A 24,170-nucleotide genomic window follows, 5' to 3' on the forward strand; every position below is an offset into this window, starting at 1 on the left:
TTCTTCAGGTGGCAGATGTAGCAGTAAAGAAGGATAATTTATGGCTCTCACAATTGGTATTATTGGTTTACCCCAAAGTGGCAAAACCACCCTATTTAACACCCTGACGAAAGCTGGGGCACCCGTCAGTGGTTACGCGACCAGCACCGTACAGGCGAACCTTGCCGTGGTCCAGGTGCCCGATACACGCGTAGATTCCCTCTCTGAGATCTTTCAACCTCGCAAGAAGACCTATACGACGGTCGAGTTTGTCGATGTAGCAGGCATGGGCCAGGCTACACAAGCGGCCAAAGAGAAGAAGGAAGGGCTGAGCGCGGAATTTCTCGGCCATATTCGTAACGCTGATGCGCTGGCAATCGTGCTACGCACCTTCGCCAACGATAATGTGCCCCATGTGTACAACACTATCGATCCCATACGTGACCTGGATAGCCTGAATGCGGAACTGGTCATGACTGACCTCTCAACCGTCGAGCGCCGTATCGAGCGCACAAAGAAGGCCGCCAAGTCCGGTGATAAGAAATATCAGCAGGAGCTAGATCTCCTCCTGCGCTTGCAGGAAGCCCTCAATGAACTGAAGCTCGCGAGAGAGGTTGAGATCTCCGCACAGGATAAGGTTGTCACCGACGAACTCTTCTTACTAACACTCAAGCCACGCATGTATGTGCTCAACACAAGCGAAGACATGCTTGGTTCGGCCAACGAGATCCTGGCAAAGATCGAGCAGGGCGAGGCTGTCGATCCCGAGGCAGTGCAGAAGGAGTTGAAGGGCATTGCGCAGGTAGCTTTACGCGCCAAAGAAGAGGGCGCGCAGGTCGTTGCCGTCTCGGCGAAGCTTGAGGCCGAGCTCTCTGAGCTCTCCGAGGAGGAGTCCAACGAGTACCTGGAGGCCCTGGGTCTGCCCCAGCTTGGCGCGGATCGCGTTATCCAGGTCGGCTACCGCCTGCTGAACCTGATTACCTTCCTGACCGCTGGCGAGGACGAGGTACGCGCCTGGACTGTGACGCGGGGCGCGAAGGCACCCGAAGCAGCTGGCAAAATCCATACCGATATCGAGAAGGGCTTTATCCGCGCCGAGGTCACACACTTCAATGACTTTATGGAGTGTGGCTCCTTCGCGGCGGCCACCAAAAAGGGCGTTCAGCGCCTGGAGGGTCGCGAGTACGAGATCCAGGACGGCGATATCGCTCACTTCCGCTTCAACAAGGGTAAGTAATTAAAGGGTTGAGTAGCAGGCTGACCAGAGGCCACCTGCTACTCAACCCTTTACTCTAAACCTCTCTCTTATCTACGCTTGCGTAGTGAGACCAGGGCCACGCCTGTGAGAATAATCAGCATCGCAATGATGCCAACAGGCGTAATCTGTTCTCCAGCCATCAGGGCGCCCAGGCCAACCGCCACAATTGGATTGACATAGGCATAGCTCGTCGCCAGGGCAGGCCTGACCTTGCGCAGGAGATAGCCATACGCGGTATATCCCACCAGTGAGCCAATCAGGACCAGGTAGAGCATTGCCAGCCACGAACGAGTCGAGGGCCAGCCGCTTATGTGCTCACCCAGCCCCACACCTAACAGCAGAAGAGCCACGCCTCCACCCAGCATCTGGGTCGCACTAGCCATCAGACCTGAAGCCATAGAAAAACGTGAACTGAGCGCGGACCCCAGTGACCAGCAGAAAGGGGCAATCAAGAGCGCCAGGGCGCCCTGCGGATTGGTCCAGAGTCCATGCTCCAGGTTCAGCATAATGACGCCGACAAAGCCCAGCCCCAGCCCCAACCATTCGAAGCGTGAGGGCCAGCGCCCCAAAAAGCCAAAGATCAATGCCGAATAAAGTGGAACCGCCGCCAGGGCGATAGCCACGATTCCTGTCGCCACCCATTGTTCCGCGAATGAGACCATGCCATTGCTACATACCAGCATGAGCACGCCAATAATGGTCGCGCCTCCCCACTGCTTCCCGGTAGGCGCAGCATGCCCGCGCAGGCGCAGAAAAGCGTATAGCAGAAGGCCTGCACTGAGAAAGCGTATACCCGCCATGAGAAAGGGCGGAAAGCTCTCGATAGCGATCCGCATCCCAAGGTAGGTCGAACCCCAGACGATATAGAGCGCGACCAGCGCCAGGCCCACCCCTAGTCGCTCACGCGAACTCAAGGCGGGCGCAGTGCTCTGCGCTGCAGGAGCAATAACCGGTTCAGAACGTGTCAATTGTACTTTGCTCATCAGATTTCCCAAACAGATACATAAACGTTTTTTTCATACAATTATCAGATGCCACAGTCTTAAAACAGAAAATGCAAATACATAACTTCTACTGTACCCGAGAAAATGTTGCATTGCCACAGCCAATCCGCATCAAATCCCAGCACATTGGCCTATATCTCCTGCCATCAGAGCACTGCCATACAGCCATCACTAGACAGCGAAATACACATATACTCACTGGCGAAAATATTCATATCAAAGGCAAGCTTTCAAAGAAAGCGAACCCAGGGAAATACATCAATATGTGGTACTATGCTAGAGTAGTATGTGGCAGACAGCCAGATATCTCTTCCACTCATAACTCCAGCATGTTCTAGCGTCCTGTATAGCCGGCATTCAACAAGGAGGAAACATGTCCGTATCCCCCATTGATATGTTAAAAGCTGAAATTGATGAGTTGATCCCAGACCTGGTCGCGACACGCCGCGATCTGCATGAGCATCCCGAACTGGCCTTTGAGGAGGTACGCACTTCGAGCATTGTAGCGCAACGTCTGCAAGCTCTAGGCCTTGAGGTCCAGACTGGCATTGCAAAGACAGGCGTCGTCGGCCTGCTACGCGGAGAAGCGGCTCCTGCGAACGCTCGCACCATCGCCATTCGTGCCGATATCGACGCCCTGCCTATCCACGAGCTAAACGAGGTCGACTACCGCTCACAGACCGATGGCAAGATGCACGCCTGCGGACATGATGGGCACACCGCCATCGCACTTGCCGTCGCCGATATCCTCACTAAGCGTCGCGCCGAATTGACGGGCAATGTCAAGTTTATTTTCCAGCCCGCCGAAGAACGCATAGGTGGCGCGAAACCCATGGTCGATGAGGGAACAATGCAGGGCGTCGATGCCGTTATCGGCCTGCACCTCATTAGCAATATGCCCATTGGCAAAGTTGGCGTGCGTAGCGGCACCGTTTTTGCCAGCGCGGACACGCTGAATTTTACGGTCAAAGGCAAGGGTGGGCACGCGGCAATGCCTGAAAGCACAATCGACCCCATCGTCATCTCTGCGCATATCATTACGGCTCTGCAAACCCTGATTAGCCGCGAGACCTCGCCCTTCAGTCCCGCGGTCATTACCATTGGCACGCTAAAAGCCGGGACAGCCTCTAATATCATCCCGGAATATGCCATCATGGAAGGCACTATGCGCTCCTATAGCAAGGAGCATCGCGACTACCTGCTCAAGCGCATCAGCGAGCTTTCACAGGGAATTGCCAGCGCTATGGGCGGCTCCTGCGAGGTAACGCCCAACCAGGGCTGCCCACCCTGCACCAATAATCCCGAAATCACCAAGATTGTGCGCCAGGCGGCTATTGGCACCGTGGGAAGCGAGAACGTCGACGAAAGCGAAGCGATATTGATCGCTGGTAGCGACGACATGGCGCATTTCCTCGATGCCGTGCCTGGTTGCTACTTTATCGTTGGCTCCGGCAATGTCCAGAAAGGCTCCGACTTTCCTCACCACCACCCACGCTTCAATCTCGACGAGGACGCGCTCCCCGTCGGCGTTGAGGTCCTGACACGCTCTGTCTTCGAGTTCTTCGAACCTTAAAGATCCAGGTTCCACGAAAAAAGGAGACTTGGGGAATGTTAATCATTCCCCAAGTCTCCTTTTTTCGTTCAAGATAAGACATTATTGATCAATTTTGTTTCATATTCTTTTTATTTTTGATTTTTTATTTTCGTTTGTGTGCCATTTGATGTGAGAATCGCTCGAAACCTGAACGTAGTTATTACAATAGTGCAAGCTTGTTTACTACAAGGAGGTTTGAAGATGCGACTCCAACAAACGTGGTGGCTGCGCCAGGATTGTTTGCGCACCATAGGGCTTATCGTCTGTCTATTCGCCATACTGATGACTGCGTGTGGAGGCACCTCACAAAGTGGCTCTGCACAGAAAGCTACCGACGATAAACAAGTCTTTGTCTACCCCATCTCAGGAAAAGATATCTCCACATTTGATCCCGCCACAGCCGAGGATAACGCCTCTGTGGTCGCTAGTAGCATGGTCTTCACAGGACTGGTACAGGTTGATGAGAATCAAAAGCTCATCAAGCAGCTGGCCGAATCTTATAGCGTCGCTAATGATGGTTTGACCTGGACATTTAAACTAAGGCCAAATCTCAAATTCAGCGATGGTTCCCCTCTTACCGCGCAGGATGTACTCTACAGTATTAATCGCGCGCTCGACCCCAAAACCAAATCTACGACTGCCCCCATCTACCTCAATCTGATCAAAGGCGGAGCAGACTTCAATGCAGGGAAAATTCCCACACTGATCAACGTTGGGCTCTTTGCTCCCGACCCCTCGACGGTAAAGATTGTTACTGAGAAGAGAGCGGTCTATTTTCTCTATACGCTTGCCTATATTAGCTCATTTGTGGTTAACAAGAAGGTAATCGACAAATATGGGGATCAATGGACGGATCATCTAAGCGAGGGAGCAGGTGCGGGTCCCTTTATCAACTCTAAATATATCAAGGGCCGAGGCCTTGAGTTTACTCCTAACCCGAACTACTACGGTTCTAAGGTTCAACTAAAGAAGGTCGTCATGCCCTTCTATCAGAGCAATGACACTGTTTACCGGGCCTACCAGGCTGGGCAGGTTAGCTGGGGGAATGTCTCCTCGGCCAATGTCGAAAGCGCGCGTCAACTCCCCGACAAGCAGTATCACGCGGTCCCAGCCCAATCCATCTACTACCTCACCATGAACTACTACAGCAAACCCTTTAATAATATCAAGGTGAGGCAGGCCCTGGCGCTGGCTTTGAATAAGGAACAGATTGCGCATAGCATCTATAAAGACAATGTCATTCCGACCAATCATATCGTTCCCAGCGGCATCCCGAGCTATAACCCAGACCTGGCGGGGCCAGCAGGAGTTACCTCGCTTAAAGGTGACCGCACCAAGGCGAAGCAGTTGTTTAATGAGGGGCTGCAAGAAGAGGGTTTGAGTGTCAAAAACTTCCCTACCATCTCGCTCTACTACAATGCGGCCTGGCCTGTAGATGATCGTAATATGCTTACAGCGGCCCAGCAGACATGGCAAGAGGTTCTGGGTATCTCTATCAAACTTGAGGGCATGGATTATCCTTCGCTCCTCAAGCGCAACGATGAGACTCACGGCAATCCCAATGGCATGCAGATGTGGTTTATTCGCTGGGGCTCGGACTATCCAGATCCACAGAACTGGTTAACCCTGCTCTTCGATAAGAACTCGTCCTACAATAGCGAAAACTTTGGCCTGAACACTCAGGTGAAAAGTGCCTCACGCCAGCAACAGGCAATTGACCTGATGCAACAGGCTGATGGTAACATTGACAATACGGAACGCATTAAACAATATCAGCAGGCCGAACAGATTCTGGTAGACGAGGTAGCCTGGCTCCCAATCTACCAGGCCTATAACCCCACAGTCGTCAAACCCTGCGTTGAGGGCCTCTCCCCTACCGCACAGGGCCTTCCCGTTGGCGACCACTGGGCCAACCTCTACATCTCAACACAAACGCCCTGCACACTCAATAGCTCACTCTAAGCTCTTACAGTAATGGAGAGAGAGCGGGGGCATACAAGTCATATGCCTCCGCTCTCTTGCCTTTTTAGAGAGCCTTCACGCCTATGGCGATCTGGGGTAGGTGGTAGGGGCATGTGGCGCGAGCGAATGCTCGCGCCACATGCCCCTACCACCTACCCTGAGGCGAGCTTGCGAGCCGAGACACAAGAGAAAGAGTGACTCTTAAAAACCTTGAGACATACTCAAAGGCATAGAAATTTGTCATTTTGCATGGTATACTTGTTATGCTGTTTGACCAACCATAGTAGAAACACATGGAGGTCTATTTTTATGCGCGCGGATCGCTTACTCACGATCCTGATGCTGCTCCAGACGAAGGGGCGTATGACGGCGCGGGACCTGTCGGAGCGCCTGGAGGTCTCGGAACGCACCATCTATCGCGACCTGGAGGCGCTGAGCATCGCGGGCATCCCGGTGTATACCGAGCGCGGACATGGTGGCGGCTGCGAACTGCTTGGCGGCTACCAGACCAACCTGACTGGTCTCACGCCCGCAGAAATTCAGGCCCTCTTTACCACTCTCGGTGGCAAGCCTGTCGCTGACCTGGGCCTGGAACAACCCCTCAATGAAGCCATGCTCAAACTACTCACCGCACTCCCAGAATCCAGGCGTGAACAGGCCGAGCAGGCACGCCAACGCGTTCACCTGGATCATAAAGCCTGGTTCGCCAGCGAGCGGCATGGTGAACAACATTTGCCCCTGATCCGAGATGCTCTTTATCGCGAGCAGCAACTTTTTGTCTGCTACGGTATCGCCAACGGAACACATCGCGAACATATCATCGCCCCCTATGGCCTTGTCGCCAAGGCAGGCGCCTGGTTCCTGATCGGAGAGTTTGCGGACAGGCCAGAAGTGACAGTGTTAGGCGTAGCAAACCTTCAAGGTGTTGAGATACTGGATCTCCCTTTCACCTATCCCCAGGACTTCAATCTGGAAGACTACTGGCACACCTACTGTCAGGGGATGGAAGAAGAGATGCCGCTTTATGCACGTTCACTACACCTCGCACCTTATGAGGCACGTCATCTCCCGCATGTCCTGGGTGAATGGGGCTATACCCTGCTGAAGAACGACGAGGTAGCAACCAATCAAGCTCATACTGGCTCTGCTGAAAGCCTGCATACATCAGCGAAAACCCCTCGCCAAACAAAAAAAAGCGCCAGGGGCAGGCATACGCAACCTGCGTCTCGACTCTCGCTCCAGCATCATGATGGCTCATGGCTCCCACTCCAACAAAAAAAAGCAATTCCGTCTCTTGACAGGGCGCGAAACGCTCAAAAAAAAGTCTCACTTTCTAATAATTCAACAAATAGCCAGAACCCAGAGCAGGCACAAGAAAAAAACGCTATAATTCACACATATATAAAGCCAGCCGAGAGGTCCAACAAAAAAAACGGTTTCGCCTCTCCCCTCACTGCAAAAGAAAAAAAGATTTTTATTACGCAAGAAAAAAAAGCGGTTTCACGGCCACTTCATTCGACTCCCCAGGCCGCATAAGCATCTTCTCACTTGCCCCCGCCAACCTCTCCCCTCTCCGCTCATCACCATCTGTAACGCCCGCAAAAAGAATAAGATATACACTAGAAAGTAGAGAACTTTCCCTTTGGGAAAAAGAAAGAGGAGGACTCTATGTGTGGTCGTTTTACTCTAACAATTGATAGCAATGCCGTGGCGCGTGCTTTCCAGGCGCCAGTACCTAAATCTCTGCAAACAGGGCCGCGTTATAACGTTGCGCCGACTCAGGATGTCGTCACTGTCTTGAACGACGGCGAGCCTCACCTGGACCTGCTACGCTGGGGGCTGATTCCTTCGTGGGCGAAGGATGCGAGCATTGGCTCACGTATGATCAATGCCCGTGCCGAGACGTTGGCGGAGAAGCCAAGCTTTAAGCGCCTCCTCAACTCACGGCGCTGCCTCATTCCCGCCGATGGCTTCTATGAGTGGCAGAAGGTTGACGGGGGCAAGGTCCCAATGTACATCACACTCAAAGGGCATGAGCCATTCGCCTTCGCGGGCCTGTGGGATAGCTGGAAGACTGCTGATGGGGAAGTATTGCGCACCTGCACTATTATCACCACGCATGCCAACGATCTAGTCGCGCCAATCCATGAGCGCATGCCAGTGATTCTCCCGCCAGATGCACGCGAGATATGGCTCGATCCAGGCTTGCATGATGCAAATATCTTACTACCACTACTCAAGCCATGTGACCCTGAGGTGATGCAGGCACGCGAGGTCTCCCGGCGTGTCAATAGCCCCCAGTACGATAGCTCCGATCTGATCGCCTGAAGTCGTAAAGGCACGCAACATCATGCACCTCGCTAGTGCGGTGCATGATGTTGCGTGCCTTTACGACTTTATTTATTCCTCTATAAGCGAGATTGTAGGCGTACCAGTTGGCGGCCGCGCGTCGCGGCGGGCAGACCAGCTAGCGTACGAATGGCCTCAACCGTCTCCTGGGCATTGCGCACAAATTCTACGCGTGTGGGCAATTGGGCTTTAAATTCCTCGACCGTGATATCGTCCAGGAAGCGCGTACCATCGTTGTCCAGCATGACGCGCGATAGTAAGATCAGGTCGCCGAGGTCATCCTGGGCCTTAAGCGTCTCCAGCACATCCTGGCCACATAGAAGGCCAGCGACCGTTACCTGGGCGCCAAAGAACTGGTTGATGACGGGAACGACGTTTACCTCGATACCTTGTACCTGCTCACGAATATCCTGCGCGAAGCCCTCGATCACAGGCTGCGCCATTGTACCGGTTACGAGAGTGATGCGCCTGGGACGCGGCTCGGGCATCTCAACAGGCAGGCGCCGCCTGGTACGGTTCCACTGCTCTATCAGGAAGCGGGTCATGCCAACGCCATTCTCAATCTGTGAGAAAAGGCCATAGTGCTCACTGGGCGGGAACTCGCGGCCCGTGATGTAGTACCACTCATCCGAGAGAAAGACAAAGGGATCGCCATCGGGATTCTCCGCGGCAAAGCGCCGCTGATGCGCCTCTACCTGGTCAATCACCACCTCCGCCTCCTCGCGCGTGTAGGGGCGCAACGCCGGTAGATCGCCGGTTGGCTGAATCATATTATTATATTTGGTCAGGCCCACCGGCACCGCTGAAATGGATTCCACAATTGGGCGCAGCGCGGTCAGCTCCTGAATGCTGCGCTCCAGCTCCTCGCCATCATTGATCGGGGGACACAGCACGAGCTGGGTATGACAGGTCAGGCCCATATCACCCAAGCGCTTGATATGCTCAATGATCTCGCCCGCGCGCGGGCCGTCGACCATCTTGCGCCGTAGTTCGGGATTGGTGCAGTGCACCGAGACGTAGAGCGGCGTGAGCTTCTGCTCGTCCAGGCGCTGCCAATCAAGCTCTTTCAGATTAGTGAGCGTGATGAAGTTTCCAAAGAGGAAGGAATAGCGGTAGTCGTCATCCTTGATATAGAGAGAAGAGCGCATTCCATGTTCGAGGCCCGGCTGAGGCGCGAAACGCTCAGGCAGCCCCTTAATAAAACAAAATACACACTTATTGGCGCACTGGCGAATAAAAGGGGCCGGCTCTTCACCGAAGAGAACACCCAGATTCTCATCCGCACGCTTGGCAACCGCTACTGAGCGCTCATCCTGCTGGCGCTCGTAACCAATGAGCAGCTCTTCCTCGGCCACATAGAAACGATAGTCGACGAGATCGCGAATAAGATGACCATTGATTGTTTTTATGAGATCGCCTGGCTGCAACCCTGCGTGGTCAGCCGGGCTCTCGGGCACTACCTCACGCACCCATCCATATAGTTTTGGCATTATTTAACCTCGAAACCTGTGGGGGAAGAAAATTTACTACTCCTGCTACATCTTCGCTCGATTGGGAGAGAACCTGTGCTGGCTCTACGAAAAACGCTACAAAAGCTGTACGAATGGTAGAGAGCGTCGTACATAAGCTCACGCAAAGAAAAAGGAATGCTATCCGCAAGATTATAAACCGCGGGCCTTCTCACGTCAAATGCACAGGACACTCTATCACGCCATAGTACCGCGTCCCCTCTCTCACAAACAATGCAGTTTGCCATTTTATTCGACATTGTAGAGAGCTACGACCTTGCGGGCGCATTCTAGCACGGCCTGGCGCATCTCTGGTGGGTCCAGAATCTCTATGCCTGGTACAAAGGTTGACGAGCCAGGGGTTACCTCTTGCCGGTAGATAAAGCCCAGAATAAAGCTACAAGTCGTCTCTTTGGATTCGAAGCGCAGAGTCAGCGTGATGCGCCCCTCTTCATCGCCGGGTCCCGCCTCACGAATCAATTGACGCACCGACTCGCCCATGATCATAGGCAAAATTGGTAGAAACGCTGGCGCGACACGCACTGTCACGCTATAGGTAGCGATACTCTCCTGGAAGTTTGCACTCCACCCCGTCCAGTAGCGTTCCAGGTCAAAATCGAGCGGTCGCTCAAATGTCTCCTCCTGTACCACTACATCTCGCACACGCGAGAGGCGATAGACGCGCATCTGCTGTTTGTTACGTCCCACCAGATACCAGATCCCTGCCTTGGAGACGAGCCCCAGCGGCTCTACCAGGCGTTCGACGACCTCGGCACTGGGTTTATGATAAAAGAGGCGCACATAGCGATCATGCCAGACCGCCTCACGTAGCAGAGGGAGAAATGGCGTAATGGCCTCGCCCACAAACCAGGGTCGTGGATCAAAGAAGAGCCGCTCGCGTGCATGCTCGATGCTTCGTCGCTGCACAGCAGGCAAGGCGGCCAGCACCTTTAGCAATGCGGCGTCTCGCGCCTTCTCGCCCTTCCCCTCTGGAAGTGCTGGACTAAAGCCAGGGACCAGCAGCGAGCGTAGTTCATTCTCATTGAGTCCTGTCAGATTGCTTCGATAGCCATCTGTCAACTTACAGCCGCCTCCTGGACCACGCTCGGTATAGATCGGGATGCCTGCCGCGCTCAGAGCCTCAACATCGCGATAGACGGTACGCTCTGAGACCTCCAGGCGCTCTGCAAGCTCGCGTGCAGTTACATGCCGCCGCGTCTGCAACAACATCAAAATCGAGATCAAGCGCTCAGCACGCATACTACTCCTCCTTCAAACAAAGCCATCAGGCTTCGCCAAAACATTTGCTCATCTCTATATTACCCTATATTCCTGACAGAAGGTGGCAAGAATAAAGCCCGACGCGTGCTTTAGCAGCGTCGGGCCGCAGCGTCACCTACCGTCTTACCAGTTTGAGGCACGACAAAAAGAAACAGGAGGAGAAAGAATGGGGGTGTACTGGCTTTGTGAGGCGCGCTATTAGATACATAGCTTACCTGACAGAAGATGGCAGGTTTTCCGGCTTATACTATGAAGGCGATGTTTTGAGAGAAACTGTCCAATAGGGCATAGACAAGCGAGCAGTGCTTCATGGTATACTCATCAGCGTATATCTGTGGCCAGGAGAATGTATAGATAGAAGGAAGACATCCTTTGTAGGCTGTTTTGTGTGGAAGGGAGATGCCGCGTGTATTTATAGACATATACATGCCTATACCTCATTCTCATCTGTATACTTCAATGCACGACCGCATAAGAAGCAAGATCTCATGCGGAAACCAACGCCAGGCCGCCGTGCCCCCGAATGGGGGTGGCTAGCGCTCCGCGCTCAGGTTTCCTAAGAGGCAGTATTTGTAGTCTGTTTTATCCTAGCTCGTCGGAGGTACCCCTTGTCCAAACGCGAGTTTACCGTCTCTAATGAATATACATTTAACCGCGCCAGCCCTGCGCGCTGGATTATCTCGCATTTGTTCCGCTATAAATTTCGCGTCTTGCTGTATATGGTGCTGGCCCTAATCACCAACTTTGCCTTCTCGGGGACCCGTGTGCTGACCGGTAATGCCTTTGATGCTGTCCTCAAGGGAGATGGCGCACAGGTTGGCATTATCGCGCTCAAGATGTTGGCCCTGGTCATTTGCTGTGGCCTGATCGACTTTGGCGCACGTTTCATGATTGAGATCATTGCCAAGAGTCTCGCCCGTGATGCACGCGAGGAGCTCTATGTCAGTCTCTTAGGCAAGAGCCAGTCGTTCCATAATCGACAGCGCGTCGGTGATATCATGGCGCGTGCAACCAATGATATGTCGCAGATCAGCGACATGGTTTCGCCTGGCTTCGATATCATTTACGACTCCTTCTCAAGCCTGTTGGCAATCATGATCTTTATCGGCATCTTGAATATCCAGCTCTTGCTGGTGCCACTGCTCTACCTGGTGGTTTTTCTGTTGACACTGCGCCTCTACTCGCGGCGCCTCAACCCTGTCTCGCGAGAGATGCGCGAGCAGTTTGGCGTAACCAACGCCATCTTGAATGAGGCGGTTACCGGCATCGAGGTCATCAAAGCCACCTCGCAGGAGGAGCAGGAGAAAGAGAAGTTCACAAAGAATGCCTCTCGCTATCGCGACTTCTTCGTCAAGAACGGCATCATCCAGGGTCAGTACCTGCCAACGCTTCTGCTGGGTATCGCGCTAGCCTTCTGTTTCCTGCATGGCCTGTTTTTGCTCCTGCAACATCAGATCACCATTGGCCAACTGGTCACGTTCATTGGCCTGGCCACGAACCTGCGCTTCGTCACAGATATGTCGACCTGGAGCTTTACCCTGGTCCAACTGGGAGTCGCTGGCTCACGGCGTGTCCTCGATATGATGAAAGAGGAGACAGAGATCGACGAGAACGAGGATGGCTACAAGGCCGAGATCCAGGGCAATATCGTCTTCGAGAACGTCTCCTTCGGCTATGGCGAGACACCCATCCTGAAGAATGTCTCCTTCCAGGCCAAATCCGGACAGACCATCGCCATTGTGGGCCAGACCGGCTCGGGCAAAAGCACCATCACCAAGCTGGTCAACCGCATCTATGATGTCAGCAGTGGACGTGTGCTTATTGATGGGCAGGATGTTCGCGATTGGAATATGGATGCGCTCCGCTCACAGATCTCGACCATTGAACAAGACATCTTCCTCTTCTCGCGCTCAATCGCCGACAATATTGCCTATGGCATGGGCCAACAAGCCGATGCCAGCACTATCGAGCAGGCGGCCAGAGATGCCCAGGCCCATGACTTTATCATGAGCTTTAAAGAGGGATACGAGACCGTTATCGGCGAACGTGGCGTCATGCTTTCAGGCGGCCAGCGCCAGCGCCTGGCGATCGCGCGCGCCCTCCTCACGGATCCACGTATCCTCATCCTCGACGACTCAACCAGCGCCATCGATAGCGCCACTGAGGATGAGATTCAGAAGGCGATCAAGCGTGTACTCCAGAATCGCACCACCCTCCTTATCACCCATCGTATCTCACAGATTCGCTGGGCGGATAAAGTGCTCGTTGTGCGCAATGGCGAGGTCATCGATCAGGGTACACACGAGGAGTTGATGCAGCGCTGCCGCACCTACCAGCGCATCTTCTCACACTATGAGAACGTAGCGGCGCCGGAGGCTGTTCTGGCCAGTGGCGAATAGTTGAGTGCCTCTTCGGAAACCTGAGCGCGCGTGTCCCCGAATGAGGGAAGCGCTAGTCGCGAGAGCAACGTTGGTTTCCGCATAAGAAGTGAGAGGAAAGAGAGCGAACAATGGGTTTTCTTATGGATGGCCTGGACGCCGAGGCCTATGATCGAACATATACCGATGGTCAGCTTATCAAGCGCATCGCAGGCTACTTTAAACCAAAGTTGGGAGTGGTGGTCGTTGTCAGCATTCTGGTCGTGCTCAAGACGCTAATGGACACCGCCTTCCCTCTGCTCGTCTCCAATGGTATCGATACCCTGGTATCGAATAAGGCAATGCAAACAGCGATCTGGCTGGCGGCGCTGCTCCTGGTTTCGGGCGTCCTCTCCTGGGTCTTCAATATGCTGCGCCAATGGCTCACCGCCATCTCAGTTGGAGATGTCGTGCTGCAACTGCGCAAGGACGCCTTTAACGCGGTGATGGATCGCGATATGTCGTTCTTCGACGAGTTCTCGTCGGGCAAGATCGTCAGCCGCGTCACCTCCGATACGGATAAATTTGCCACGGTGGTGACCCTGACCGTCAACCTGCTCAGCCAGTTCTTGCTCTTCATCCTGATCGCGATCATCCTCTTCTTCCGCAACTGGCAGCTTGCGTTGATCGCCTTTACGATTCTGCCCGCAATCATGTTGGTAGCCCTGGGCTTTCGCTACCTGGCACGCACCGCGACCCAGCGCTCACAGCGCTCCATGGGACGCGTGAACTCGAATGTCCAGGAGGCGGTCAGCGGCATCATCGTCGCCAAGAACTTCCGCCAGGAACAGAACATGTACAACGAGTTCAAGGAGGTCAACACCCAGGCCTTTCACGTCGATGTACGTTCTGGCATCCTCTATAACGGGGTCTTCCCCGTCCTGGTCGCTATCGCAAACCTGGGTTCAACCCTGGTGATCTACTTTGGTGGGCATAACGTCCTCAACCACAGTATCACTGCTGGCGACTGGTTTCTCTTTGTACAGGGCATCGCCTCACTCTGGTTCCCGGTGACCAGCATCGCCTCCTTCTGGAGCCAGTTTCAGCTTGGCCTCTCCGCCAGTGAGCGTGTCTTCGCTCTGCTCGACGCAGAGCCTCGCGTACACCAGACGGGTAACGAAACGGTGCCAGCCCTTAAGGGCGAGATCGAGTTCCAGGACATGTTCTTTAGCTATGATGACCGCCAGACGGTGCTACCTGACTTTAACCTGAGGATCCAGGCTGGCGAGACGGTCGCCTTCGTCGGCCACACTGGCGCGGGCAAATCCAGCATCGCCAAGCTGGTGGCGCGCTTCTATGAATACCAGGGTGGCAAGTTGCTTATCGATAAGCGTGATATTCGCAGCTTCGATCTGCACGATTATCGCCGCCGCCTGGGCATCGTGCCCCAGGTACCCTTCCTCTTCTCAGGCACTGTCGCGGAGAACATTCGCTACGCGCAGCCTGAGGCCAGCGGCGCCGAGGTACTCCAGATAGCGCGCCAGATCGGCGATGGCGATTGGATCGAAGCGCTACCCGAGGGATTGGAGACGCAGGTCGGCGAAGAGGGTAAGGCGCTCTCCATGGGCCAGCGTCAGCTTGTGGCCCTGGCACGCGTGCTCTTGCAAGATCCCGCCATCCTGATCCTCGACGAGGCCACCGCCAGCGTTGATCCCCTGACGGAGTCTCAGATTCAGGAGGGTCTGGACATTCTCCTCAAGGACCGCACCGCCATCCTGATCGCACACCGACTATCGACCATCAAACAGGCCGACCGTATTATCGTGCTCAACCGTGGTCGCATCGTCGAAGAGGGCAATCATGAGCACCTGATGCGCCAGGGGGGACACTACGCTCACCTGTACAATACCTACTTCCGCCACCAATCGCCGGACTATAAGCCGGGCGAGGGCTTTGTGACAATACATGCTTCAGTTCTGGATGAGATAGACCAGGCAACCACGCCTCAACCCGAAGAGGTGCGTTAAATGGCGCAGATCTTTACATCTGGCTCTGGCACACGCGAAGACCTCGTGCGTGCCATGGAGGCAAATGTTCAGGAGACCGCGGCCCTCTGGGGCCGCGTGCTCGGCTGCCAGATCCACTCTACACCAGAGGTTGACTGGTTTCTCTCTGGAACCCAACTCTCTATGTTTAATGGCATCATCCGCGCCCAGCTCTCGACCGAGGGTCTGGACGCCCAGATTGAACGCCTGCTGGCGCCTTTTCGCGAGCGAGATCTGCCGATGGCGTGGCTAACCTTTCCCTCGACGACGCCAGACAATCTGGGGAAACACCTGCTCAAGCACGGACTGGCACTGGATGAACGCCTACCCGGCATGGCCGTTGATCTACGGAACCTCCCTCTCGACGAAGCTCCACCAGTGGGGATCACGATCAAAGTGGTGGAAAATGCCGCTGAGATGGAGCAATGGATATATACCCTCTCGGAGGGAAGCAGTTTCCCGCCATTTATCACAACCCTCTTGCTCGATATATTACAGCGCCAGGGCTATCGCCAATCGGAGCACTATCGCCCCTACAGTGCGCTATGCAAGGGGCGCGTGGTTGGCACCTCACTGCTTAGCCCCGGCGGGGGCTTGGCTGGAATCTATAACGTCTGCACTCTGCCCGAGGAACGGGGACGCGGTATCGGACGAGCTGTAACGCTGGCCGCCCTGCGTAGCGCCTACGCCAGGGGCTACCGCTACGCCACCCTGCAATCATCAAAGATGGGGCTTCCCATCTACCGCCGCCTCGGCTTTGATGAGCTCTGTACCTTTGAGTTCTACTTTCTCCCCGCAAGCACCTGGCAAGCAGGTTAACCCTCGTTTGCACAAAAAATATCCCCCTACCAGCCGCGAACGGCTGATAGGGGGATACAAAATCAGTGGGCCTTACACCACTAGTGATGGGGAGTTGGAGTTATTGTTGGTTTCCCCGTAGTTCCACTCTTGCTATGGTCAGTGCCATTGCTGCTACCATTGTTGTTTCCGTCTTTGCCCTGAGTAGCTGACATGTTCGCCTTCACACAGGCAGTAATAGAGCCGTTATTGCAGGTTTTCAAGGCGTTCGCGACATAGTTGCTCAGTGTCTCGTCCGTGAGCTTCGCGTTTGTAGCGCTCTTGTCATGTCCCGCCAGGTACTGAGCGTAGGTTAGCAGATCTTCAATCTCGCCAAACCCGAGGGGATGATCGAGGCCTTTATATGTACCATCATGCAACGAGCAGATAAGTTGGATAGTCGCGCCCTTGCTATCAGTGCTCAGGGAAAACTTCTTGGCCAGGTTCTGCGCTTCTGCGAGTCCAGGACAGCCATTTTTGTGATCGTTCGACTGCTTGCCCTGAGTAGCACCATTCTTAGCATTCTGGTCTTTGCCATCCTGCTTGTCAGGGGTAGCGGTATGCGCAGGAATGGCAATGGATTTGGCAAAATTCTGTCCCGCTGGGCTGGCTGCTAACGCCGCAGTACCACCACCAACGACGGCCAGGCTAACCAGTGCCGTGACAACAATTTTTCCTTTGATGGCTGTTACAATCGTACTTCCGAGACTCATATACGAACATTTCCCTTCATAAATAATCTTTTATGGGGAAAGATAGGCAACATTTTACGAGGAGAGTTCCCCCGCTCTGTCTCTTCAAATGCGCTTATCTCGAGCAAATGCTAAGAAAAAATAAGGCCTTTACGTATTGCCATTGAGTATGCGTACTGTCTCGCATCTCTCGTTACTATAGTTGTCTTTTACTTGAGTTTGGTTACGGCCCTGGTGATGAAATGTAATCGGCATCCCTAAAAGTTCGGCTTATGATGCCGTAACTAGAAAGAAGAAAAATACAACTAATTAAGAGGAGACAACACATATTATTTTGTGGAGTTGAGAGGATTATATATGTTTTCCTGGCCCCGACCATCGGAGAGTGAGCCCTTGCCTCAACAAGAACATCCTCATCCATTTGATCACCTCCTCAACCAGGCAAGGCAAGGAGATGGTGAGGCGCTTGGCGCGCTCTATCGTCAATTTCTTCCTGGCATATTTGGCTATATAGCAGCCCGAATGCCTGAGCGTTCTCTGGCAGAAGATCTTACCTCTGAAGTCTTCTTAAAGATGGTGGAAGGCATCCATAAGGTCAGGACTAATGATGAGGCTGGCTTTGCGGCCTGGCTCCTACGCATTGCGCAGCTAACTGTCGCTGGCTACTACCGTGGTCGGGAGAAGCAGCCACTACTAGTATCTTTGACCCCAATACGGCCAACAAGCGAAGAAGATATATTGGCGACACACTATGCTGATGATGATCCAGTTCATATCGCTGAAATACGGGATGAATGGCAAAGTGTGGTTCAGGCGATGAATGCACTGACTGAGGAGCAACGGCAGGTGCTTGTTAGTCGTTTACTGCTTGGCTATGATGTCGCCACGGTTGCCAGGATGCTTGGCAAGAAAGAGAATGCAGTCAAAGCGCTACAGTTCCGCGCGCTCCAGAGTCTCCAGCGCCTCCTTCATCCCACGAAACCTGTAAAGCAGAAATCCAGACGTGCCAGACCAATCTCGCGACGCACATCGCAGAAACAGGAGAGATAAAAATGAAACCACTATCAGAACTCCTCAATACGCGTCTAGAGGAGCACATGTATAAAGGGCACTCAGCCAAGGCGCCTGGATCCATGCCACCTCCTGTCTTCTTCGGTCAAGAGACTGAGGTTGACGAACTGGTCAAGCTGGCCCAGCGCGTACGTACACATCCCGCCATTCAGCCAGATCCTGAGTTCGCACGTCGTTTAGAGACACGCCTGCGCGCACATGCATATACAAGCCAGCAAAAACGTCCCGCTGGTTTCTGGTGGCAGTTCCGCTTTCTCCAGCCACTCAGCGCACCCCTGGCCCTAGCTGCAATATTGCTCTGCCTTGTGCTAGGAACGGCAGGAGTCGCGCTCGCCGCCCAGACAGCTACACCCAACACCCCTCTTTATGGCGTCAAGAGTTGGATCCAGCAAGTACAAATGACGCTCATAAACTCACCAGCAGATCAAGCCGAACTACATCTGCGCATTGTGCGAGATCACCTGACGGCCTTGAAAAGCGCGGCAGCCGCCTCGCAACAGGATGTCTATCTTAACGAACTCACAGCGCTTGAACAGCAGCTCACCACAGCTACACAATCCGTTGGCGCCATTCCACCAGGCAAAGATCACACCCGTTTGTCTCAAGAACTCGCGACGACTCAAACCAATGTTCGCCAGACACTTCACAATCTATTACCTGCTTTGAAAACAACAGCGCAACTAGCAACAACCGAGGCACTGGAGCACCTGGGCGAACAGGTCACCCATCTACAAAGCGCCACGGTTATTCTCTCGCCATCATCTCATGGTCAGGTAACAATTATACTTTCTGGAGCTCATTTTCAGTCAGGAGCACGGCTCTGGATCAATAATCAACCCGTCAATGCGACGGGAAGCATACAACAGGGCACGTATGTGTTCCTCGTCGAGTGGAAAACTGAACGGTCGATCAAGACTATATACTTATCCAACCCGGACGCTACACTAGTACGCACGGGAACGATTATGATCACCACGGCATCTCCCGATAACGGGAATGGCAAGGCCAATACACCAGGGCCTAATAACAAAGGCTTGGGAAACAACGGCAATGGGAACAATACGCACGATCATGGATCAGGCAATCAAAATACAGGCAATGGAAAGCCAGGAGTAGAGCCCACACCTCATCACTAAAGGAAGACGCTAATCATCCATAGTACCAGTGAGCGAGCGTAACGGCTTTCTTTCTCAAGCGAGGAGAGGTGCGGGAAAGTTCCGCACCTCTCTCGCTATTTCTATGCCAGGCGTAAACGCACCGCCAGCACAGGGGGAAACTCATGGAAATCTGGCCAATGTACCCGCGCCTTTGGTTCCTCGATTCCGCCAAAGGCTGGCTCCTCGATGCCATCCATGGTAAAGCCCACGCGGAAGGCACTTCCAAGAAGTTTATGTAACGGGCGATGAAAATAGTACTGAGGGAGAGGTTGGCCCACGATGCCCGTGCCCTTCTCAGGCTCCATATATAAATACTTTGTTTTCTTCAGGAAGCGCTCCGTGATGACCTCGCCACTCTCGTCCCTGGTTTCAACCCCCATCGTTACATGTGATGAATTGAAACAGGGGTGCATAATCGTAAATACGAAGCGCCCTCCAGGCTTGAGCACCTGCGCCAGACCGCGCATCAAGGGATCAATCTCCGCCATGTCCATGATGCCCATATTGCAGACCGCGGCATCAAAACGCTGCTCACCCAGGGCGACAATCTCTTCTTCATGCGTGGCATCCACCTGCGCAAACTGGACTTGGTCCTCGAACTCGGCGACGCGCTCCCGCGCAAGCTCCAGAAAAACCGAGCTGAAGTCTGTGGCGACCACTCTGGCTCCCAGGCGTGCCATCTGTTTGACAAAAAGACCCCCCCGCAGGCAAGCTCCAATACCTCCTCCCCAGTTTGTAAAGCTAGCAATCGTTCAGCAGATGGGGCAACCAGTAAGCGATGAAAACTATTCCCCTCAGCGCCCATGTAGCTCGCCCAGAAGGGTGCGTTAGCATCCCAAATCATGCGTACCTCTTCGTTAAGCATCTCCAGCGTCAGATCCGTCGAATCCCTGCCCATCATGGTGGGCCTCCTTTCAGGCACAAAGCCAGCAGATTGATAAGATAGCATTTATAGTACGCACAGCCATAGGCTCAAGGCTACACAAAGTTCCCCGTAATGATACGATTACTACATGTCCATCATCTCTGTAAAAGAAGCTCGTAGACAACGTGTGAATCTAAGAACAATCTGATTCAATCAGGAACTTTTCTATTTTCTTACAGACAGAGGCATCACCGTGCAAACGACACAACCACCGACCCAACCCGAGCAGACGCCACCGCCAGAAGCGCAGGCGCGCCAGGAGCTTTTTGCCAATGGCTTCTTAGCGGGACTTGCCGCAGGTATTCTTGCCACCGGCATCATGCTCCTGCTCAATATCGAATTTCATGGCGTCTCGCTGCCCGAAGAGATGGGCAGTTGGATTACCCAACTTATGCCTGCGCCCCTCTTCGCCTTCCTGCACCAGTTGATTGGCGACGATGCCAAACATGTTCTCGTCGCCATCGTTGTGGTGGGGCAGTGCGCGGCCTTCGGTCTCGCAGGCGGTCTCTTTAACCAGGCAAGCGGGCATTCTAGTATCGCGCATCCACGCCCGGATGGCAAGAGTACAACCATGAGATGGAGCGCTGGACTCCTCCTGGCGCTTCTGCTCTGGCTGTTCAGCGGTTTACTTCTGCTCCCTCTCTTTGGCAGTGGGCTCTTTGGCGCGAACACAACCAGCGGCCTTAGCGGCAGCATGTGGAGTATGGGCGTGGTTGGCCTGGTCTATGGCCTGCTCTACGTCCTGCTCCGCAATCTGTTTAGCGTACGCGAGCAGGTGGCTCGCGAGGCGCTGGGCGCGCAGGCGGCTCGCGAGCGCTCTCGTCAGACGCGCCGCGATGTCCTGCGTAGCGGTGGCCTGGTGCTGGGCGTAGGCGTCATGGGTTACCTGGCATGGCGCTTTATCTCCAATGGACTTGGAAGCGCGGGCACGAATGTTGCGCACATTACGCAGAACTTCAAGCGTAAAATCGTGCCACCACCTACACCTAACTATGGCACGCTTCAGCCCGCGCAGAATCTCTCGCCAGAGCTTACCCGTAACGACCAGTTCTATACCGTCTCCAAAAACCTGGTCTCCGATCCTACAGTCGACGCCAGAGGTTGGCATATGGAGGTCAAGGGACAGGTACGCGCACCCTACACACTCAACTATGACGAGATCCTCCAGGTTCCAACCAGGCAGCAATATGAGTCGCTGATGTGCATCAGCAACGAGGTTGGCGGCCCCTATATGGGAAACGCCCTCTGGGAAGGCTTCCCACTCTCCACACTGCTGGAGCGTGCAGGCGTTAAAGAGGGCGCGACCAAGGTCGTCCTGCACGCGGCGGATGATTATAGTGACAGCATTCACCTGAGCAAGGCCCTGGAGCCGACAACCCTCGTCGCCGTGCGCATGAATGGGCAGACCCTTCCGCAGCAGCATGGCTTCCCGGCTCGCCTCCTGGTTCCTGGCATCTATGGCATGAAACACGTGAAGTGGATCACAGGCATTGAGGTCGTCAACTACGACTTTCAAGGTTACTGGCAGAATCGCGGCTGGGACGATGCCGCCCCAGTGCGTATGACCACGCGTATCGATACGCCACTGACCGGAGCAACACTCACAGCTGGTCGAATCAGCTATATTGCCGGCGTCGCCTTCTCGGGAAATAAAGGCATCAGCCAGGTCGATGTGAGCCTGGATGGCGGTGCGAACTGGCAGCGAGCAACCCTGAAGAAACCATTCTCGCAGATCACCTGGGTCTTATGGGAGCTTTCCTGGACCCCTAAAGCGGGACAGTACTCGGTCGTAGCGCGAGCAATCGATCTGGAGGGCAACGTCCAGGACCCGGCCATTGCCTCGCCTGCACCCGCAGGTTCATCGGGCTATCACACCATTTCCATTACAGTTCGTTAATGCAGGCGAAAGGTGTATGAAGATGCATTACATTAAATTAATTGCAACTTTTTCGCCTGCCATTCGTTGTTTAAGATGTAGGGAAAAATAGGCAACCATCAATATCTTGCCTTGTCTTACCTTTGTCTTATTCCTTGGCGTCTGAGTGCTACGCACCGCGACAGTAGGTCAGAGGACAACGACATGTGGGACACCTGCACTACATCTAAAAGACAAAATCGAGCAACCATTACAAAGAAAAGGTGGTGGTGGGGATGAAGGTATGTAGAAAAGGGGAGATAATATACGAAATGCCGCATATCTATATGTACAAATTCTCAGACAAAGGATGAAAATTACTTTCTGTGGAAGGTATTATAACAAGGAGGATGTTACACGGTAGTCAACGGACGACATTGACTGATTTTTGAAACCAGCAAGACGATACACAGAGGCGGATCTTCACCGGTCCTGTTCCCACCCAAGTACCAGAGACATACTATGTCGCTATGTATCGTTTGCACCGTGAGGGAAAGGATAGTGTGGATTTATGGTACGACAGTGTGCATGGTGCCTGCGCTTGATTGATAGCGCGGGCGAGCGGGTCTCCCTTTTGCCGCTGCCAAAACTGTATAAGGCAAGCCATGGGATGTGCGGTGTTTGTGGCACGCTGTTAATGGAACAGGCAATGCAAACGCCAGGAACAGAAACAACACGAGAAATACAAAAGCCAGTCGCGTCCTCACAGGTCCGAGAGGCCGCTGTAAGCTTCCTCCCCTCCGCGACGAGTGAGCCGCGGGAAGCCGAGCACCAGCCAGCCGAATTGACCACAACCGCTACGGTGACGCAGCTCGTCTTAGAACTGCAACAGCGCGAACACGAGGCCCCGAAGCCACGGCTTCGCACGCGCAACGAGTTGCGTATACGCTAACCATCCTAGAAGGAATAAAAGAAGGGGTGAAGCCCTGCTTGGCGCAGGCAGGGCTCCACCTCTTCTTTTACTACTCTAATCCTGCAAAGGATAGAAGTCACGCTTGCCATCATGCAAGATCCAGAGACCGTAAGCTGAGTTCGCGCCCCGACTATCATCTGAAAAGAAGAAGTAGAGCTTGCCATCCAGCGAAGTAGGGTAACCAGGTCCCCAGGAAGTTCCATTGGAAGATTTCTCCCCCCAGTGCCACTTGATTTTTCCTGTGCTGGCATCCAGGGCATAGAAGTAGGTACCAAATGTTTTACTGGCAGACTCCAGAGGAAACATTGTCACTACAAAAAGTGTCTCCTGGCTGAAAGCGATGGTTGCGGCATTGCTGTATTTCTGCTTCCAGAGCACTGCTGTGCCGCGAATTGCGGTAAGTTGGGTGTCGCTGCAGTAGTACACGACTCCATTTGCCTCTAACAAACCAAATCCCTGACCCAAACTGGAAAGCGCAGGTGCGTTCACCTTTTTGCCATCCGTGGCATTGAGCACATGGAGCTGGTAGCCAGCAATAGCATAGACGTACTTCCCCGAGACTACAACACTACTAGAGCCTCTAAATTGTGGCTGCGGATCACGCCAGAGCTATTTGCCATCGCTGGCATCAAAGGCATACAGACCGTCGAAGAAGCCATAGACCCTACCATTGGCAACCACATCCAATACATTAGGGCAGGTAGGTCCTGCCTCTACAGCCGTTGAGTTGCCCTGCTGGCTCACAACGGGCGGTTTGCAACTCGTGGGTGTCTTCACATGCCAGAGGAGCTTTCCATCACGGATATTTACGGCATAGAAACCGCTACCTGCGCCAAAGTAGACTGTGTCACCATCGGCAATGGGTGAGCTGGGAACATTATCTGTCCCAGGAGTTTGTCCTGGCGCCGGATCATTCTTGACCGAGTATTTCCAGAGAACCTGGCCCGTCTTCGCGCTCAACGCATACAGATTACCATCATAGCCCGGTGCGAAGAGTGTACCCTCGTGCGGAACCAGTTCGCTGGTCGTCAACTTAGTCTTGAGCGTAGCTTTCCAGTAAACCGAACCATTCTGCGCGTTCACCGCGTAGATGTTTGCCTTCTTCACCTGGCCGGGAATTTCTGGGCTGGTAAAGAGCACATTGGCATTTGAAGGCACTTGTCCGCCAACAACACTGCTATCTGGACCGTTCTGACTACGATCTGAGAATAGGAGGAAAGCTCCTCCAGCCAGGACCACCACCACCAGAACCGCGTGGTAGAACACGCCAAGCGCTATAAGGGCACGGTCAATAGCTCCGTGCTGCGCTTCTCAGAGGTCTTT

Annotated in this window: 19 protein-coding genes; 12 read left to right on the forward strand and 7 right to left on the reverse strand. The window is 53.8% G+C overall.

Annotated elements, in window-relative coordinates; all coding sequences use genetic code 11:
* Window positions 1-40 precede the first annotated feature (40 nt).
* Window positions 41-1,216: a redox-regulated ATPase YchF gene (gene ychF / locus KTE_RS11660; protein WP_201381172.1), complete on the forward strand. Its 1,176-nt coding sequence runs from the start codon at window positions 41-43 to the stop codon at window positions 1,214-1,216.
* A 68-nt stretch (window positions 1,217-1,284) separates the two neighbouring features.
* On the opposite strand, the gene yedA is transcribed toward ychF, so the two are convergent.
* Window positions 1,285-2,220 (reverse strand): drug/metabolite exporter YedA, encoded by a 936-nt coding sequence (gene yedA / locus KTE_RS11665; protein ID WP_201381174.1) that lies wholly within the window; start codon window positions 2,218-2,220, stop codon window positions 1,285-1,287.
* 394 nt (window positions 2,221-2,614) lie between these two features.
* On the opposite strand from yedA, the gene KTE_RS11670 reads away from it, so the two are divergent.
* The 4 genes from KTE_RS11670 (at window position 2,615) to KTE_RS11685 (ending at window position 8,125) form a co-directional block, all read left to right on the forward strand.
* Window positions 2,615-3,814 carry a M20 family metallopeptidase gene (locus tag KTE_RS11670; RefSeq protein WP_201381177.1) on the forward strand — a complete coding sequence of 400 codons (1,200 nt, stop codon included), beginning with the start codon at window positions 2,615-2,617 and terminating at the stop codon, window positions 3,812-3,814.
* A 222-nt stretch (window positions 3,815-4,036) separates the two neighbouring features.
* Window positions 4,037-5,797 (forward strand): ABC transporter substrate-binding protein, encoded by a 1,761-nt coding sequence (locus tag KTE_RS11675; RefSeq protein ID WP_201381179.1) that lies wholly within the window; start codon window positions 4,037-4,039, stop codon window positions 5,795-5,797.
* Window positions 5,798-6,106: 309 nt separating this feature from the next.
* Window positions 6,107-7,333 (forward strand): YafY family protein, encoded by a 1,227-nt coding sequence (locus tag KTE_RS11680; RefSeq protein ID WP_201381181.1) that lies wholly within the window; start codon window positions 6,107-6,109, stop codon window positions 7,331-7,333.
* Between the two features lie 132 nt (window positions 7,334-7,465).
* The gene (locus tag KTE_RS11685) at window positions 7,466-8,125 is read left to right on the forward strand and encodes an SOS response-associated peptidase (protein WP_201381184.1); all 660 of its coding nucleotides are present in this window, start codon (window positions 7,466-7,468) and stop codon (window positions 8,123-8,125) included.
* A gap of 80 nt (window positions 8,126-8,205) precedes the next feature.
* On the opposite strand, the gene KTE_RS11690 is transcribed toward KTE_RS11685, so the two are convergent.
* Window positions 8,206-9,636 (reverse strand): DUF512 domain-containing protein, encoded by a 1,431-nt coding sequence (locus KTE_RS11690; RefSeq protein WP_201381186.1) that lies wholly within the window; start codon window positions 9,634-9,636, stop codon window positions 8,206-8,208.
* A 267-nt stretch (window positions 9,637-9,903) separates the two neighbouring features.
* Complete coding sequence (locus tag KTE_RS11695) at window positions 9,904-10,914, reverse strand: YafY family protein (RefSeq protein WP_201381188.1); 1,011 nt, start codon at window positions 10,912-10,914, stop codon at window positions 9,904-9,906.
* A 629-nt stretch (window positions 10,915-11,543) separates the two neighbouring features.
* Between KTE_RS11695 and KTE_RS11700 the strand changes: the two genes are divergently transcribed.
* From KTE_RS11700 to KTE_RS11710, 3 genes are all read left to right on the forward strand, one after another.
* Window positions 11,544-13,334, forward strand: a complete 1,791-nt coding sequence (locus tag KTE_RS11700) for an ABC transporter ATP-binding protein (RefSeq protein WP_201381190.1) — start codon at window positions 11,544-11,546, stop codon at window positions 13,332-13,334.
* A gap of 110 nt (window positions 13,335-13,444) precedes the next feature.
* Window positions 13,445-15,319, forward strand: coding sequence for an ABC transporter ATP-binding protein (locus KTE_RS11705; protein ID WP_201381205.1), 1,875 nt, complete (start codon window positions 13,445-13,447; stop codon window positions 15,317-15,319).
* The gene (locus KTE_RS11710; protein ID WP_201381207.1) at window positions 15,320-16,156 is read left to right on the forward strand and encodes a GNAT family N-acetyltransferase; all 837 of its coding nucleotides are present in this window, start codon (window positions 15,320-15,322) and stop codon (window positions 16,154-16,156) included.
* Window positions 16,157-16,236: 80 nt separating this feature from the next.
* Here KTE_RS11710 and KTE_RS11715 read toward each other — a convergent pair whose 3' ends face one another.
* Window positions 16,237-16,887 (reverse strand): hypothetical protein, encoded by a 651-nt coding sequence (locus tag KTE_RS11715; RefSeq protein ID WP_201381209.1) that lies wholly within the window; start codon window positions 16,885-16,887, stop codon window positions 16,237-16,239.
* A gap of 372 nt (window positions 16,888-17,259) precedes the next feature.
* Between KTE_RS11715 and KTE_RS11720 the strand changes: the two genes are divergently transcribed.
* Together KTE_RS11720 and KTE_RS11725 are read left to right on the forward strand one after the other, a co-directional pair.
* Complete coding sequence (locus KTE_RS11720; RefSeq protein WP_236600371.1) at window positions 17,260-17,916, forward strand: RNA polymerase sigma factor; 657 nt, start codon at window positions 17,260-17,262, stop codon at window positions 17,914-17,916.
* 2 nt (window positions 17,917-17,918) lie between these two features.
* Window positions 17,919-19,073, forward strand: coding sequence for a DUF5667 domain-containing protein (locus KTE_RS11725; RefSeq protein WP_201381213.1), 1,155 nt, complete (start codon window positions 17,919-17,921; stop codon window positions 19,071-19,073).
* Between the two features lie 101 nt (window positions 19,074-19,174).
* Here KTE_RS11725 and KTE_RS11730 read toward each other — a convergent pair whose 3' ends face one another.
* Window positions 19,175-19,843, reverse strand: coding sequence for a class I SAM-dependent methyltransferase (locus tag KTE_RS11730; RefSeq protein WP_307811985.1), 669 nt, complete (start codon window positions 19,841-19,843; stop codon window positions 19,175-19,177).
* A 369-nt stretch (window positions 19,844-20,212) separates the two neighbouring features.
* On the opposite strand from KTE_RS11730, the gene KTE_RS11735 reads away from it, so the two are divergent.
* Window positions 20,213-21,916 (forward strand): molybdopterin-dependent oxidoreductase, encoded by a 1,704-nt coding sequence (locus KTE_RS11735; protein ID WP_201381217.1) that lies wholly within the window; start codon window positions 20,213-20,215, stop codon window positions 21,914-21,916.
* Between the two features lie 529 nt (window positions 21,917-22,445).
* Entirely contained in the window at window positions 22,446-22,826 is a 381-nt protein-coding gene (locus KTE_RS11740) for a hypothetical protein (protein WP_201381220.1), read from the forward strand.
* A gap of 75 nt (window positions 22,827-22,901) precedes the next feature.
* On the opposite strand, the gene KTE_RS11745 is transcribed toward KTE_RS11740, so the two are convergent.
* Window positions 22,902-23,363, reverse strand: a complete 462-nt coding sequence (locus KTE_RS11745; RefSeq protein ID WP_374226772.1) for a hypothetical protein — start codon at window positions 23,361-23,363, stop codon at window positions 22,902-22,904.
* A gap of 93 nt (window positions 23,364-23,456) precedes the next feature.
* The gene (locus KTE_RS11750; RefSeq protein ID WP_201381222.1) at window positions 23,457-24,113 is read right to left on the reverse strand and encodes a PQQ-binding-like beta-propeller repeat protein; all 657 of its coding nucleotides are present in this window, start codon (window positions 24,111-24,113) and stop codon (window positions 23,457-23,459) included.
* Window positions 24,114-24,170 lie beyond the last annotated feature (57 nt).

Source organism: Ktedonobacter sp. SOSP1-85, assembly GCF_016587415.1.
Classification (GTDB): Bacteria; Chloroflexota; Ktedonobacteria; order Ktedonobacterales; family Ktedonobacteraceae; genus Ktedonobacter.